Here is a 15,765-nt window from a genome sequence, read left to right as displayed (position 1 = left end):
TGTGAGCACTCACGCCAGGGGAAAGGCAACATGCGCTTGCGATGTTTGCAGACCGCTGCTGATTCTATATGTTCGGTTGATCTCGATGGCGAAGCACCGGAGTTCGAGACGGGATGACGTTGTATACCGTTGCATCACGGCAGGGAACCCGGTCTGGCGTCACGTCACTTGCGGGACCTCTCTTCCTCCTTGCAGTAGCCGTCATTCTTTCGGCGATTTCGCGGCGGGCCGTCACGCATCTCGCGCGCTGGTCTGACATTTACGCACTGGTGCTGGTTTGCTTGGCATTTGCCGGCGCGCTCGCCTTCAACTCCATTCGCTACCGTGATTTCTCGCCGCCATTGCGGATCACGGCCGTCGCGATCGGAATGGCGATCTTCGTGCAGTTGTTGTTCGATTCATTGGGGCCTTTTGCGGGGCCTCCCAACATCCTGTTCGGCTCGAGCGACAAAACACTGTTCTTCCGCTACGGTGCGGTGCTTGCGGTTGTGGCAGGAATAGCCGCGATCTGGCGACCTTCATTTCTGCTGCCGCTGTTTTACTTCTATCATGCATGGCGCGAAATGGTGAGCGTCGTGTCCAGCATCTTCGTGACCGAGACCGATTATCTCGGCATGCTCGACATCGGTAACTTCGTCGTCCTTGGCGTGCTCGGCACGATCGTCCTCACCAGCGCCCCGGTGATCGATCGCGTGCCGCGGCTGCGCACACTGTTCGCTTCCGCAGACAACGTGACGCAGCTTCGCGATCGCACCTATGGCTTGATTTGGGCGTGCGCCGTCGGGGCGCATCTCGGCAGCTATTTTTGGTCGGGAATCTCAAAGCTGCTGGCTGGTGGCGAGAAGCCATGGACCTGGCTGCTCGCAAATCCCACGCAAACCTCAATCCTGATGGGACTGGAACGCGGCGACGCCCCTCTCGGCCTATGGCCGGGCGCGTTGCAGACGATCTGGGACGCGATCGCGAGCAACCAGCTGATCTTCAACGTCTTCGTGCTGGGTGCCCAGCTCCTGTCGCCGCTGGGTGCGATCTCGACACGCGTGCTGTCGTTCTTCTGCCTGCTGTTCGACATCTTCCACATCGGCGTGTACTTCACGCTCGGGGCTCTGTTCTTCTTCTGGATTGCGCTCAACCTGTTCATCGTAGCCGCGGCACGCACGCTGCCACGTGGTGGGTTTACCCCGGCGATGAAGGTTGTGATGGTCGTGACAATCATCTGTGGCCGGCTCTTCTTCTACACCAATTACCTTGGATGGCTGGACGGGCCGAAGCTGGCGAGCCCGCGGCTTTTCGTCGAGACTCGGGATGGTCGCCAGATTCTCGCGCCTTCCACGTATTTCGGTATCTACTCGTACATGATCGGAACCGGAACCATGTACATCCCTGAGAATCATTTCCGGGCTCGCGTTGGCGGCAACAACCACGATCTTGCGACTTGGCACGACGCGACTACCTGCGGCCCGGAGATGCTTCCGCGTCAGGACACAGGCGTAGCCATGGAGGCGGTGGAAAAATTAGTGCGCGAGACGGATCGCTTTTTCCGTGTCTATCCCTGGGTGAAGGACAACAACAGCTTCTATGCCTATCCGCACCACATGCTCTCCAATCCATGGCTGTATGGAGAATTCAACAAGCTGACCATGGACGATATTGTCGCCTATCACTATGTGGTGGACTCAGTATGCCTCGGTCTGGTGGAGGGCAAGCTTGTGCGCGACGTTCGGAAGCGAACGGATTATCGAATTGCCCCATAGCGATGACGATATCTGGGTGGTCTATGACGGCGAATGCCCGTTATGCAGTCGCTATGTTCTGCTGTACCAGTTGCGGGAACGTGGGCAGCGCATTCACCTGATCGACGCGCGTTCGGAGCATCCAATCATAGGCGATATCCGCGCGCGCAACCTCGATTTCAATGAAGGCATGGTGGTTCGCTGGCGTGGGCAGCATTACCATGGGGCCGATGCAATGCATCTGCTGGCAACGCTTGCCGGCAAGGCGACAGTCTTCAATCGCCTCAATCGACTCGTGTTCTCCCGGCCACGCCTCGCAAGCGCACTTTATCCGGCGCTGGTGCGCGGAAGGAAGCTTCTCCTTCGAGTTCTCGGCCGCAAGCTGATCGTTGAAATCAATGCTCCAGAGCAGCGGATACCGGTCGGTCCTTCCGACGAAGACATCAAGCACGACGACGGGGTCCGGTGACGATTGGAGGAAGGCTCCAGCGCGACTCCTGTGCGTCAGGATTATCGCATCGCGGCCTGGTAGGCCGGAGAGAGACGCATCAGACCGCAGCGGACAAGATCGTCGGATGATTGGTAGATCAGGCTTTTGGGATAGATGAGTTCGAATGACGGATTCTGATCGAGCCGCTCCGCGTAGCGTTGATACTCGACCGATCCGAGATAGTAGTTCCCCTCACGGACCGCGATTGCGACCTTATCGGTGAAGTCGTGGAGAAATTTGAAATGGAGCAGGGCGCCTGTGACGTCGCCTGGCTTGCCTGGCGGAGCCATCAGGTGACCGGCGGCGATATAGCGCCGGCCAGGCAACCAGCGCGCGAACGGCACTTTAGTGAGCAGCGGTGGCTGCCAGCGCGTGATGTTAACTGCAGGCAGCAGCCGCGCCAGCCCATATGGCTCAAGCAACTGTACAAGTGCGTCGTAAAGCGCGATCTTCGGCGGCATCGGTTCGTCATAAAACAGCCTCGCTCGCGCACCACCCACCAGGTAGCTGGTCGGAAAGCCGCGCCGACGGCGCTTCACATAGGTATCGGAATCGAAGTAGGAGGAGAAAGCGACGAGGCTCTCGCCGGCATGGTAGCGCTCCGGACCGCCGAGCCAGCGTGGATACATATCGACCATCTCCGCGGTCATGCAATCAGCGCCGACGCTCTCCAGATAACGGCACAGCCATCGAAGATCAAAATTTTCGCAGCCGGGGTAGACAAAGAGTTCGTCGGCGTCGAGCGTCAGCGCCCACCGTCCTGGCGCGAATTGGTCGAGCACGGCGCTGGTCCAACGCGCGCCACCACTTGATTCTGCAAAGGGCTCCCGGATCTCGAACACGTGAACGTCCGGCTGATCGAGCAGGAATGCTCGCGTGCCGTCATCCGAACGGTCGTCGATTGCGAGGAAACGTCCGACCCCGAGCCGGCGATGATGGCGCAGGAAATCGGGTAATCGCAGCATCTCGTTCCGGAGCTTGCCGACAGCCACGATCTCATCGGCGCCGAATTCGAGCGGCCGGGTGTCGATCCGGTGAATGACCGGATCGGGGCGCTGCTTGGTCCGTGATCGCGTTGGCGTCACGACAGCCGCTTGACCCCTTACAATCGACTGTTGTAACGCGTTCTGCGCGCGGTTCCCGCCCGCCGCTGCTCTCGCCAGCAATTCCATAGAGTGTCCAGCCAACCGATCACATCTGCATTATTTACGATAAAAGAAGGCGAATATAGGTGCTATGGACGGTCACGATGTCCCAACGGGTTGATCTAGCCTCATAAGCCGTGGTGAGGGACAATGTGCGCCTCTTCTTTGCAATCGAGGAATATCGGCCGGCGGCTTCGCGCCGGTTCTAAATAAATTGCATCGCCATTCGTTCCCAAACGTCTTGAGCATACAGTGATGTGTCGCGGCAGCTTGTTGCGCATTCGTCTCGTCCGAAAGCATTTGCGCCAGTTGATTTTGTGCAACACAGCCACTGAAGTTTCAAGGAGCTGACATCAAAGTCAAAGGAAGGAGCCTCCGCCACGCATTCACACGCGTATTCAGTTGGGTGCAGGAGATCTTTCGGTTGAGCAGATTAGCGCTTGGCCACCAGCTTGTGCGGAGCATCACTCGTGCGCGGGATCATGCCGCGTAAACGAAGCGCGCTCACAAGCACACCACCACGAATAGGGCCTGCGGGATGATCTACATGGTAATTAATCAGGTGCGGAGCTTCTACAGGAGGATGTGTCAATGAACCGGCTAAGAGCACAACATCCTCGCTGGCCGCTTATGATAGGGGCTGACTAGAAGGCAATTTGCGATTCAGGCATCTGCGGTGATGCCTCCGACTGCACCTGGTTGAGCACCGAGAGGTTCGCGATGAGCAGATAGATCAGCAGGCTCGCGCAATAGACGACTTGCAAAATCACCGCGCCAGCGACGAATGCTATCGCGCCCGTGGCGAAACCCTGCTCGAGGCCCAAATACCACGATGCAACTAGGATCAGCGCCGTTGCGGGAATAAGCGCGTATGCGCGAAGAAATCGCCCCAGAACAACTCCCGCCACGGCGCTGGCAATCATCAGCACGATCAAAATCTGCCCTCCTGCTCTTGCACCAGAGATGTTCCGGACGCATGACAGGCCGTATTGTAGCCACAGAACCGCTAAACACATACCACTTTTGCGCAGCGGACGCCAGTCTTTGGTGCGCCTGCCGCTGCGCTGCGGGCGGGCGGTTCTTTCCCGGAACGTGTTCGGCCATTGACCCGGTTCCTTTGACCCCAGTCTCTCCGAAATCTGGTGCTTTGTTCCAGGGGTTTAATTCTTCGACGCGAAGTGGTCGACCTGGCAACGGGCCGACCCGCAGATGCCGCAAGAGACTTGTGACCAACACGCCCCGGGAGGGCGAGCGGCCTACCTTTCCTGTTTTTTGCGCAGCAGGAGCCCGACCAGTTCTTCGAGGCTCTGCTCAATCTCCACGGACTCCAAAGATCGCGTGTCGGGCTTAGACAAAGGAGGCTCGATGAGACGCAAGTTTGCGCCGGCAGGCCGGGCGGGTTTCACTGGGTTCGGCTCCCCGACGGATATGCCTTGAAACGACTGAGGCATGTCATGGCTCGTCCGCTCAGGCATTGCGGGATGGGATGAGGCGGATCGCGTCCTGGTGCTTTCATCCGAAGACGGTTGCCTGGTTCTGAGCACGGGGGAAACGTAGGGTTGCAAGTTCAAGTACTCAGTGTGCCGCTTACGAGAGATCAGCTCGCGCGTGGCATAGCCGGCAGCGAAGCCAATCGCGAGCAGAACGAATATGATGAGGAGGCCTCCCATTAAACTATACGTGTCCGCTCATAATTCTGCCTCACAGTCAACCTGCTGCCGTCTTTATCCTATCGTTGATAGCTGCCGTAATTGACGATTTGAAGGCACGTCGTTCGCCGAGTCCGAGTTGGGCTGTGCTCGCCTGAGCCTAGTTGCTGGTCAATGTGCCCTCCGTCTGGCATCGCCCTCGAAAGTGATGCGACAGCCATTTATTGACAGCTCGCTCAACGTAGCGAGCATCGCAACAGGAAGCCACGAACATTGAGATCGCCGTCTTGTCATTGCAATCCCCAGGTTCCACCATCATAGCCGACAGCCCCGCGCAGAAAATCGGGGCCGTCAACGGTTTTCGCGGACTCGCCATCATGATGGTGATTCTTTTTCACTTGCTTGTTCCGTTCACATCCAGCGCGCCGGCGTTTCCCGGAGAACTTGATCCGAACGGTTTCCTAGCCATTGTCGCGAAGCACGGCTTCCTCGGCGTAAATATCTTTTTCGTGCTCTCCGGATTCGTTCTGTACCTGCCCTATCGCACAAAGAAGCGAACCATCGATCGGCTCGCCGACTTCACACATTTTTATTGGCATCGCGCAGTCCGGTTGCTTCCGCTTTATTATACGGTCGTCCTGGTGACGGTTGCACTCCATGCCAAGTCGCCTGCTGGATCGCACGCGTGGTATTTGGAGCTCGGCGGGCTTCTATCTACGCTTTTCATTTTCGTGCCGCATGGGTTTATGCCCCCCTCCAATCCGGTATTGTGGTCCGTAGGCGTTGAAATCTGGTTCAGCCTTTTGTTTCCGCTGCTGATTCTTCTGATCGCGCGCATCGGCCTTGGATGGCTGTTGCTGTCGAGCGTCGTCATCTGCTCAGCTTTCGTGGTGGCTGGGCATCTTATCGCGGTGGATCGGATTGGGATGTTTCGCCCGTTTGTGGGCGGAATATTCGGGTCGTGTTATCAGTTCATTTTCGGAATGTTGGCTTGCGATCTCTACGTCAAGTCCAGGGACAGCGTTTCAGCCAGGAGATTTCAGTCGCGCGGGCTGCTGCCCGGACTGCTGCTGATGATTGCCGCCATATATCTCAAGGATAACGGCCCCTGGGCTGTGAGCATTCTCTATGCCACGATCTTTTGCGCCGGGTTTTCCATGCTGCTGCTGGCGGTCTTGTGCGGGGCCTGGTCCGCAAATCGCTTGTTCGAAGCATGGCCAGTCCAAGTCGTCGGATGCATGTGCTACAGCATCTATGCGTGGCATTCGGCCATTATGGTTGAAATGATCCCGCCTGATACCTCTTCGTTAAAAGACACGCTTCGATTATCATTGCCATATCTCACGATAGTGATCGCGCTGAGTGCTTTGAGCTACCGCTATATTGAGTTTGGCCATCAGCGTGATTGGAGGGCTTTGTTCTTGTTGCGCAACACAAAATCCAACGAGGTCCCCGGCAATCAGGGATTCATTGGTGATCATGCCGACTCTAAGGCCTCTGCATCGTCCTGAAAGACAATTTCTATTGGAACACGTGCGATGCCGCCATTGGCATATCGGGTTCGGGTCGCTAATTTGCTATTTGGTTTCCACTTCTCGCGGCCGGTGTCGTCGTTGCGCTGCCTTTCGTAGCCTTCACTAGATCTGGCTTACTGCGGCGGAGTATCGCCAGCTGCCATCGAAATCGCGCTGCCCTTGCTGATGTTTTGACTGTGCGGAAACCTCAAGCTGCACTTCCTCTATCAGAGGTGGGCGTGAGTACTTGATTGCTGGTAAGCGCGCGTTTGTGCGCTTGGATCAGCAGCGAGCCGGGACGTTGGCTTTCTGGCTAGAAATGTAGGTGGCGACAATCACGGACATTGCTCGGGACCTGAAACGATGGCTGAGCAAGGTTGGGAAGTTGCTGAATTCGGGCGAGACCTCGTTCGAGCGGCACGAAACCGCGGTCAAAAGCTTGAGGCGAGGTCTCCCTTGAGGGGCTTGAGGCGAGGGCGTCGGAGCTGATGGGCAGCGGACGTGGCTAAATCGGCTCGTGACAGATGACTTTGATCCGGATCTTCGAACAATCGCGCGGTGGCACGTCGTAACTGCGGTGATGCAATAGCTCTCGCTTATGTCACACTGGCAAAATGCGAGGGTCCATCCGCTGGGGTTGGCGCCACCTTGGATTCTGCAACTCTTGGAATCGACACCTGGTGGCTCGCGCAGACCCGGCAGGTCCGCTAGCGCCGGGAATGTCTTCTGCGACTCACGCCTTTGGCGCGACCTCGACTTTCACGCCTTCTCTCTTTGAGCCGTTGCACCCGGTGACGGAGTCTCTGCAGCTCCCTAAGGAGAGTGACCAGCCTCTGAACTCTCTGACGCAGAATAGCCGAACGACTATAAACTTGACTTCGATTACTCATAGCTGCCTGGAAATGACTACCTGCTGAAAAAGGACGAGCAAAATGGGGAGTCTGGGTAGCGGGCCGGAAAACAACCGCTCTAGTGCTTCAGTTATAAAGGTTGTCCCAGTATCAAACGAAATGATTTGATCGATTGCAACCCGATTTTCTTCGCATTTTGCGATAGTCAGCTCGGAACCAATATGAGGGCCGCAGGCCCTCCAAACTGGCGGCTCGGCTCCTCCAAAAGAGTATGCGTGTTGCCGAACAGCTGCCCCATTTCTTTCGATCGAATTGGAGCTGAGCTCAGCTGCACAGTCACGGTTGCTGCGTCGCAGTCGCAAGCGGAACTGATCTTTGTGCGCTCGCATTATCCACCCTCGGCAAAGTCCACGCGAAAGGTATGCCTCGGGTGGAGGCCGCCTTCCCGGATCGGGTTCGAGCGTGAGATGATTTGCTCATTAATTCGCAAGCAACTGAGCAAACGGGACGACGGTTACGGTTCTATCCGGTCCAGAGCGGCGACGGCGGTGGACAAGTGCCGAAAAGCTTCGGATTGTGGAGGAGAGTCTGGCGCCTGGGGCCACCTGTTGTCGAGGTCGCTCGGCCACATGACGTTCACCGCAATCTGGTTACGGCTTGGCGGGGGCAGGCGCGCACAGGCGGCCTTGCGGCCCGGAGCCGATGCAGCGGCAGGATGGCGAAGTCCGTTTTGCGGCAGTGTCCATTGCGCCCGACCGGCGATCGTTGACTGCGCCCTCCGGAAGCTGCGGTGCGATCGAGATTGAGTTCTCGGCCGGGGCTCGGATGCGGATCACGGGCGCAGTTGACGCGGCGACGCTGAGCGCAGTCGTGGCAGCGCTGACTGATGGACGGCCACGATGATCCCGTTGCCGGCCGGCGTGCGGGTATGGCTCGCAGACGAGCGAAAACACCCACACGATCCGCAGCGGCGGGCTCACCGCGACCATCAAGGCGCAAGGCGCGGAGATGTGTTCGCTGGCGAGCGATGCCGGCCTCGAGTGCGTCTGGCAGGCAGAGGCGGCCTGGCCGCGCCATGCGCCGCTGCTGTTTCCAACTGGGATCGGGCGTTGTGGATTTCGAAATGCTCTGCGCTGTTGGGAATATCGGAATGTCCGTTTTCGAAAGGCCAAGCATTGCAGCCAGTTCATTGCGAGAAAAGGCTGATACGGTCGCGATCGTGGCCCGGCGTGCAAGCAGGCAACCCATCGTTCGGTGGACGGCCAAATAGCGCCAATTGAAGAAATCGGGCCGGCGGAAGACCTGTGCGTCGTGGATGACGACGATATGATCGCGATGAAAGACGGGTCCGGCATTGGCTAGACTGATCAGGCGACCTCCAGCGGCAGCGCGCGCGAGTTCAATCTGATCCCAGGCATGTCCGCTCAGCCGTCCTATCTTGTGGACCTTGATGCGGGTGAGTTTGATCGCTTCGCTCGTCTCGCTCGGCACGAGCAATTGCCACTCGGCTCCTTTGAGGGCAGCGGGCGATTGGTCGGACGCAAGCAGGGCATCGATCGCTTTGACCAGTTCGGCGGCATAACGCTGAACGCCGGTCAGCTTTTGCGAGAGAAAGCGGCCGTTGATGAAATGCTTCAATTTTGTGCCGTTCGGGTTGTCGATGCCATAAAGCGTGGTCGCGATGTGTGCTTTCGAACCAAATGTGAGCACGGAAAGAAGCAGCCCGAAGGCACGGAATTATGACGACATCGGTCGCGTGATCGCGCTGTTCGTTCGGTGCTCCCGGGGAACACTTGTTGAAAGTCTTGCCGGGCAGCGGGCAGCCTTTTATGGACGCGCGTCCGATGTTGCGTCCGCAGGCAAAGGGCGCCCCTTCTGGTTAATTGGGAAGGCTGACAACCGAAGCGCCCGGCATTAAGGTTGCCGATGCGAGGCGGCTGTTCTCCAATGCTGAACCCTTGCCTCTACCGGTTCAGTCTGGCAATGCGGTATATGAGGACGGACAACGGAGTTTATTTTGGCCCCCGTGGTGGTTACCGGCGCTGCCGGCTTCATCGGCATGCATGTCTGCGAGCGCTTGCTTGCGCGCGGGGAACGAGTTGTCGGCATCGACGCAGTAACTCCCTACTATGATCCGGCGCTCAAGCGCGCTCGCCTCGAGACGCTCAAGCATGACGCCTTCACATTCCACGAGATCGATCTTGCAGACTTCGCTGCGGTGGCGCGTGTGTTCGACGAGGTCTCGCCCGACCGCGTGGTGCACCTTGCGGCGCAGCCCGGCGTGCGCGCTTCGATCGACGATCCCATCACCAGCATCCGCGCCAATTGTGATGGCTTCGTCACCGTGCTCGAAGCCGGCCGGCGCCACGGCCTGGCGCATCTCGTCTACGCCTCGTCGAGCTCCGTGTATGGCGCCAATCGCACCTTGCCATATTCGACCGAGCATTCGGTCAATCATCCGGTCAGTCTCTATGCCGCGAGCAAAAGGGCCAACGAGCTGATGGCGCACACGTTCGCACATGTTCACAAGCTGCCGGTGACCGGTCTTCGCTTCTTCACTGTCTATGGTCCATGGGGCCGGCCCGACATGGCCGCCTGGCTCTTCACGCGCGCGATCTTTGCGGGTGAGCCGATCAAGCTTTTCAATAATGGGAATATGTGGCGCGATTTCACCTACGTCGACGACATCGTCGAGGGCGTGATCCGCACCCTCGATCGGCCCGCGACGCCGAATCCCGCGTGGAACGCCGAGCAGCCGGAAATCTCGTCGAGCTATGCGCCGTATCGCGTCTACAACATCGGCAACAATTGCTCGGTCAATTTGATTGAGTTCGTCGAGACACTGGAGAAGATCATCGGCAAGCCCGCGATCCGCGCGCTTTTGCCGATGCAAGCTGGCGACGTCCTCGAGACGCGCGCCGACATTTCGGCCCTGCAACGCGACGTCGGCTTCACGCCCTCGACGCCGCTGGCGGATGGCTTGGGCCGCTTTGTCGAATGGTATCGAAATTATCACCGCGTATAAACCCCTCTCTCGAGTAGCTCACACGTGTCCCAAAAAGTCATCCCCCTGATCATGTGCGGCGGTGCCGGAACGCGGCTGTGGCCGGCTTCGCGAGAGGTGCGGCCCAAGCAGTTCCTGCCGCTGTTCGGCACGCGCTCGACCTTTCAGGACACGCTGTTGCGCGTCTCGGAGGCCTCGCTGTTCGATCGCCCGATCGTCATCACCAATGCGTCCTATCGCTTCATGGTGCTGGAGCAGCTCGCCGAGATCGGCATCGAGGCCGACGTGATCCTCGAGCCGATGCGGCGCGATTCCGGCCCGGCGATCGCAGCCGGCGCGGTGTTCGCACAGAACCGTTCGAGTGAGGCGATCGTGCTCGCGCTCGCCGCCGACCACGTGGTGCAGGACAATGCCGCCTTCGTCGCGGCGTGCCGCCAGGGCCTCACCGCCGCGAGCGCCGGGCGCATCGTCACCTTCGGCGTCAAGCCGGAACGGCCGGCGACCGAATACGGCTATATCAGCCCGGGCGAGGTCATCTCCGGCGAGGTACACGCGGTCGCGCGCTTCGTCGAGAAGCCGGATGCGGTGAAGGCGGCCGACTACGTCAATTCGGGCTATCTCTGGAACAGCGGCAACTTCATGTTTCCGGCCGCCGTCCTGCTCGACGAATACCGCAAGGTCGACGCGGCGAGCGTGGAGGCGATCTCCAATGCCGTGACCAATGCCGGCCGCGATCTCGGCTTCGTGACGCTGGAGCCCGAGGCGTTCGGCGCCGCCAAGGCGATTTCGATCGACTATGCGGTGATGGAAAAGACCGCGCGCGCGGCGGTCGTGCCGGTGTCGTGCGGCTGGTCCGACGTCGGCTCCTGGCACGCGGTGTGGGAATTGTCGGACAAGGACGCGCAAGGCAATGCTTCGCACGGCGCCGCCGTGTTCGAAGATAGCCGCAATTGCAACGTCACCACCGATGCCGCGCTGGTCGCGCTCGAAGGCGTCGACGATCTCATCGTCGTCGCGACCGCGGATGCAGTGCTCGTCTCGCGCCAGAAGGATGCCAACGGGCTGAAGCGGCTGGTCACAAAACTCAAGGCGGTCGCACCGAAAGTCACCGAGGAGCACCTCAAGGTGCATCGGCCCTGGGGCAGCTACCAGTCGGTCGACAATGGCGAGCGCCACCAGGTCAAGCGCATCGTGGTGAAGCCGGGCGGACGGCTGTCGCTGCAGAAGCACCATCATCGCGCCGAGCACTGGATCGTGGTCCGCGGCACCGCCCGCGTCACCGTCAACGAGACCGTCAAAAGCGTGCACGAGAACGAGTCGATCTATATCCCGATGGGCGCGGTGCACCGGATGGAGAACCCCGGTAAAATCATGCTGGAGCTGATCGAGGTCCAGACGGGAAGCTATCTCGGGGAAGACGACATCATCCGGATTGAAGACGACTATCAGCGCTCTTGAGCAGAGTGTCGCTCCAACATTCCGCGAACATTTAGAAATTGTCCTGCGAACTGCGATGATCTGAACAGGCTGTTATGACCGACGACACGCATACGATCCGCAGCGGCGGGCTCACCGCGACCATCAAGGCGCAAGGCGCGGAGATGTGTTCGCTGGCGAGCGATGCCGGCATTGAGTTCGTCTGGCAGGCGGAGCCGGCTTGGCCGCGCCATGCGCCGCTGCTGTTTCCGATCGTCGGGCGTCTCGCCAATGACGAATTGCGGCACCGGGGCAGGACCTACCGGATGACCCAGCACGGCTTCGCGCGCGACAGCCGCTTTGCGTGGGCGGAACGTGGCGAAAGTCGCTGTGTCCTGGTGCTCGAAGACAGCGAGACGACGCGCGCGCTCTACCCCTTCGCGTTCCGCCTGACGGCAACCTATGCGCTCGACGAATCCGGTCTCGATCTTTCACTCGTGGTCGCGAACACCGGCAAGGAGATATTGCCGGCCTCGCTCGGCGGCCATCCCGCTTTCAACTGGCCGCTCCAACCGGGACTGGCGAAGGAGAGTTACGCGCTGAGCTTCGCGAACGCAGAGCCATCTCCCGTCCGCCGTCTCGACGGCGGCCTGCTGCGTCCGGCACCGGAGCCGAGCCCGATCAAAGGCTCCGTGTTGCCTCTGTCCGAATCCCTGTTCGTCGACGATGCAATCATCTTCGATCGGATCGCGAGCAATTCGGTCCGCTATGCCGCGGAGCGGGGCGCGTCCACCGGGCCGTGGTTGGAAATGTCATGGCGCGGCTTTCGCGAGCTTGGCGTCTGGTCGAAACCATCTGGCGCGCAGTTCCTCTGCATCGAGCCCTGGCGCGGCTATGCCAGTCCGGCCGGCTTCGACGGCGAATTCACTGACAAGCCGGGCCTGATGCACATCGCGCCTGGGACGGAAGAGCAATTGTCATTTCGGGTTGAGGTTGGATCGTTCTGAAGTCGGACGGTCTTCGCGCATCTCGAGTTTTCAGACCTCGATCCGGGTGAGGTCCTCGCCGAGCACGACAGGACCCGAGTAGTCCCGCCTGACGTCCACGAGCAGCGCGTTCAGCATGGAATCGTCGGTGCGAGGCCGGTGATGGGTCAGCGCGAGCTTCTTGACGCCGGCCTTGGCCGCGACTTTGCCGACCGTATCGCCACAGGCCATCGTGAATTTCGCAAGCCGGCGCAGGTGCTCGTTGTCGATCTCCGGCGTGGCGAGGAAGCAGCACTGGACCAGCAGGTCGGCCCCCTCAGCCAACCGCTCGAGACCGGGGCAGGGCACCGTGTCGCCGGAAATTGCGATGACCTTGCCCTCGGCCTCGAAGCGGTAGCCGAGACACATCCAGCGTGCGAGGAAGGCCGGTGACATGTCGAGGCCGTCGCCATGCGAGACGAGTTCGGCGCTGATCTTCCAGCGCCCGGTGTCGAGAACGGGGCCCGCTATAATGTCGGTCGCGACGACAGGTTTCCAGCCGCCGAAGCTCGGCTCGCCCTGATCGCGCCAGGCGATGTCCTTGTCGTAGACCTGCGTGACGAGCGTATTGACGAGCCGTTCGGTATCCGGCGGTCCATAGATGCTCAGATCGTCCTTGCGCCCGTGCAACCATGAATTGAGCATCACATCGTAGAGGTCGCCGATGTGGTCGAAATGGTGATGGGTGAGAAAGACCGTGTTGATGGAGCCGAGCGGCACGCCCGCTTTGCTGAGCTGCACCATGACGCCGCGGCCTGCATCGATCAGGATGTTTTCCTCGCCGAGCCTGATCAGCGTGGTCGTCGCCATGCGGCGCGGGTCCGGGCGCGGGCCGCCGGTGCCGAGCAGGATGACTTCCATGGCGCCACCTCCTGGGGCAGACTTTTCGGGACGCCACAGTAGATTTGAAGCTCTTGGCGGGGCAAGTGGCCGCGGGATGGGCGTCAGCCCGCACAACAGCCGCTCGTGCGGGGCTCCCGAACATGATGCTCGGGATGAGAAGTGTGGGCCAATTCATACTTAATGCGGCCAGATCGTGACCAATGTTGTTTGGGCGCGCTAACGCGCCTAGTATTGCAGCAGGCAATTCGAGGGGGCTCGAACAGTCGTGAATGTACGTTCACAGGACGGCGCGCTCGGCGACCTGAGCTTCCAGGTCGGCCCGCAAGCACACAGGACATCCAACATCGTGGCTGATTCCGCAGTTCAGGAATTGCGTGTCGCTGGCCGCGAGCGGCTGATCGTCGTCGAGGACGATCCGGTGACGCGGACGATGCTGGTCGGTTATTTCAGCGAGAACAATTTCGACGTGGTCGGCGCCGGCTCCTGCGCGGAATGCCGCCAGGCGCTGCGGATGCGGACCGATCTCGTCTTCCTCGACGTGCAACTGCCCGACGGCGACGGTTTCGATCTCGCCAAGGAGATCCAGGCGACCAGCAATGCGGGCATCATCTTCGTCACCCGCCGCGACACCGACGTCGATCGCATCCTCGGCCTCGAGGTCGCGGGCGACCACTACGTTACCAAGCCGATCAATTTGCGCGACCTGCTCGCGCGCGCGCGAAGCGTGCTGCGGCGGCGCTCGATCGACCGCAAGGCGGCGCGCAACCACAATTCGATCGCCTTCGGCGACTGGATCATCGACCTGACGCGGCGCGAGCTGCTCGGCAGCGACGGCAAGCCGGTGGCGCTGACACGCGCCGAATTCGACCTGCTCGCGGCGCTCGTCGGCGCCGACGGCAGGCCGCTTAGCCGCGACTATCTGATCGAGGTCGTCAGCAATCGCCAGGCCGAGGTCGACATCCGCACTGTCGATGCCTTGGTGGCGAGGCTGCGCCGCAAGCTCGTCGGCAGCGGCACGCCCGTCATCACCACGGTCACCGGCGTCGGCTACAAGCTCGCGCTGAGCGAGCGGCTCTAGACGGAGGCGCAGCACGACATGGTGCCGGCGGCGCCAGCGGGTTCAGCCACTGAAACCGACCAGGAACCGAATCGCGAGAAAGGCCGACAAGGCCACGGCGCCGGTCGCGACGATTGCGAATAAAACTCTCAAACTGTTGTGCATGATCTCTATTCAGGTTCGGTTTCAAAGTTCGGTTTCAAAAATGTCGTTCGTCTAACCGCTGCTCGTCTCTGGGCAGGCAATTCTATTGGCGTGATGCGACCCGTTTCCACCTGGCTTCGACGCGAGCCTTGATGAGGCGGACCCGGGCTTCCTGTGCTGCCCAATATGCCCTGCTCGCGACCGCCGTGCCTTGACGGTAACGCGCGTAAACGTCCTTCGGCTGTGCCGGGGTTTTTTGATTGTGCGCTGACTTCGAGATGGTGGGCGCCGGAGTTGGCGCCGGTGCCACATCTGGGATTGCGGCAGCCTGGCTTCCCACACTCGTCGAGTTCATAGAGACAAGACGATTGCGGGCGCGGTGACAATAGACCTGGGAGCGCGGAGTCATGGACTCCTCGTCGTGACCGGCTCGATATTTCATCAGGGCTCGGCAAAGGTCCCCGCCGGCCAGGCGCCATGCGCGGCTCAGATAGAGAACGCCGTAGTGGATGTTGATGTCGGGCTCTGCGAGTTCTGCGTTATTTCCCCGAAATCCGAGCATCGCTGCCGTTTCGGGCCGAACCTGCATGAGGCCGATCTCGCCGACGGCGCCAATGGTGCCCGGATTGTATCCGCTTTCGACGAAGACGACGGCCTCGGCTATGCCGGCGGGCAGATTGGTCTTGGCCGTTTCTCTTTCGATGATTTTTCGGATCGCCGCCCGCGACGCCGGCGTCTCTCCAGCGCCGAGATCTGCATCGCGACCGCCCGCCGCCAACGCCGGTTCCACGTCGTTCTGGGCGTGCACGGAGGTGGATGCCAACCAAAGCACAGCGATCGCAACGTGTGTCCACGTTGCGCGGGCGTTGATGTGTGTTCGATCCCACAGCATGG

At 60.2% G+C, this 15,765-nt stretch carries 12 protein-coding genes; 7 read left to right on the top strand and 5 right to left on the bottom strand.

Going from position 1 to position 15,765, the window contains the following annotated elements; translation table 11 throughout:
* Positions 1 to 113 precede the first annotated feature (113 nt).
* Both ABIB80_RS11425 and ABIB80_RS11420 read left to right on the top strand, forming a co-directional pair.
* Positions 114 to 1,754, top strand: a complete 1,641-nt coding sequence (locus ABIB80_RS11425) for a hypothetical protein (protein WP_007595276.1) — start codon at positions 114 to 116, stop codon at positions 1,752 to 1,754.
* Positions 1,708 to 2,202 (top strand): thiol-disulfide oxidoreductase DCC family protein, encoded by a 495-nt coding sequence (locus ABIB80_RS11420; RefSeq protein WP_354127435.1) that lies wholly within the window; start codon positions 1,708 to 1,710, stop codon positions 2,200 to 2,202. Before ABIB80_RS11425 ends, ABIB80_RS11420 begins: the two co-directional genes overlap by 47 nt.
* A gap of 41 nt (positions 2,203 to 2,243) precedes the next feature.
* Here ABIB80_RS11420 and ABIB80_RS11415 read toward each other — a convergent pair whose 3' ends face one another.
* Entirely contained in the window at positions 2,244 to 3,395 is a 1,152-nt protein-coding gene (locus ABIB80_RS11415) for a glycosyltransferase family 2 protein (RefSeq protein ID WP_354127434.1), read from the bottom strand.
* A gap of 617 nt (positions 3,396 to 4,012) precedes the next feature.
* Positions 4,013 to 4,303: a hypothetical protein gene (locus tag ABIB80_RS11410; RefSeq protein WP_354127433.1), complete on the bottom strand. Its 291-nt coding sequence runs from the start codon at positions 4,301 to 4,303 to the stop codon at positions 4,013 to 4,015.
* 1,001 nt (positions 4,304 to 5,304) lie between these two features.
* Here ABIB80_RS11410 and ABIB80_RS11405 point away from each other — a divergent pair.
* Entirely contained in the window at positions 5,305 to 6,528 is a 1,224-nt protein-coding gene (locus ABIB80_RS11405; RefSeq protein WP_219684440.1) for an acyltransferase family protein, read from the top strand.
* Between the two features lie 1,490 nt (positions 6,529 to 8,018).
* Here ABIB80_RS11405 and ABIB80_RS11400 read toward each other — a convergent pair.
* Positions 8,019 to 9,092, bottom strand: a complete 1,074-nt coding sequence (locus ABIB80_RS11400; RefSeq protein ID WP_446479886.1) for a glycosyltransferase family protein — start codon at positions 9,090 to 9,092, stop codon at positions 8,019 to 8,021.
* Positions 9,093 to 9,399: 307 nt separating this feature from the next.
* On the opposite strand from ABIB80_RS11400, the gene ABIB80_RS11395 reads away from it, so the two are divergent.
* The 3 genes from ABIB80_RS11395 (at position 9,400) to ABIB80_RS11385 (ending at position 12,809) form a co-directional block, all read left to right on the top strand.
* Positions 9,400 to 10,407, top strand: a complete 1,008-nt coding sequence (locus ABIB80_RS11395) for an NAD-dependent epimerase/dehydratase family protein (protein WP_354127432.1) — start codon at positions 9,400 to 9,402, stop codon at positions 10,405 to 10,407.
* Positions 10,408 to 10,431: 24 nt separating this feature from the next.
* Positions 10,432 to 11,844, top strand: a complete 1,413-nt coding sequence (locus ABIB80_RS11390) for a mannose-1-phosphate guanylyltransferase/mannose-6-phosphate isomerase (RefSeq protein ID WP_354127431.1) — start codon at positions 10,432 to 10,434, stop codon at positions 11,842 to 11,844.
* 74 nt (positions 11,845 to 11,918) lie between these two features.
* Positions 11,919 to 12,809 carry an aldose 1-epimerase family protein gene (locus tag ABIB80_RS11385; RefSeq protein WP_354127430.1) on the top strand — a complete coding sequence of 297 codons (891 nt, stop codon included), beginning with the start codon at positions 11,919 to 11,921 and terminating at the stop codon, positions 12,807 to 12,809.
* Positions 12,810 to 12,839: 30 nt separating this feature from the next.
* Here ABIB80_RS11385 and ABIB80_RS11380 read toward each other — a convergent pair whose 3' ends face one another.
* Entirely contained in the window at positions 12,840 to 13,688 is an 849-nt protein-coding gene (locus ABIB80_RS11380) for an MBL fold metallo-hydrolase (RefSeq protein ID WP_354127429.1), read from the bottom strand.
* A gap of 247 nt (positions 13,689 to 13,935) precedes the next feature.
* Between ABIB80_RS11380 and ABIB80_RS11375 the strand changes: the two genes are divergently transcribed.
* Positions 13,936 to 14,748: a winged helix-turn-helix domain-containing protein gene (locus tag ABIB80_RS11375; RefSeq protein WP_354127428.1), complete on the top strand. Its 813-nt coding sequence runs from the start codon at positions 13,936 to 13,938 to the stop codon at positions 14,746 to 14,748.
* Between the two features lie 226 nt (positions 14,749 to 14,974).
* Here the strand turns inward: ABIB80_RS11375 and ABIB80_RS11370 are convergent, their stop codons facing one another.
* Positions 14,975 to 15,763: a transglycosylase SLT domain-containing protein gene (locus ABIB80_RS11370; protein ID WP_354127427.1), complete on the bottom strand. Its 789-nt coding sequence runs from the start codon at positions 15,761 to 15,763 to the stop codon at positions 14,975 to 14,977.
* Positions 15,764 to 15,765 lie beyond the last annotated feature (2 nt).

Origin of the sequence: Bradyrhizobium sp. i1.15.2, assembly GCF_040548425.1 — a bacterium.
Classification (GTDB): domain Bacteria; phylum Pseudomonadota; class Alphaproteobacteria; order Rhizobiales; family Xanthobacteraceae; genus Bradyrhizobium; species Bradyrhizobium canariense.
The sequence above is the reverse complement of the archived record's forward strand: the minus strand, read 5'-3'. Positions and strand labels throughout refer to the sequence as shown.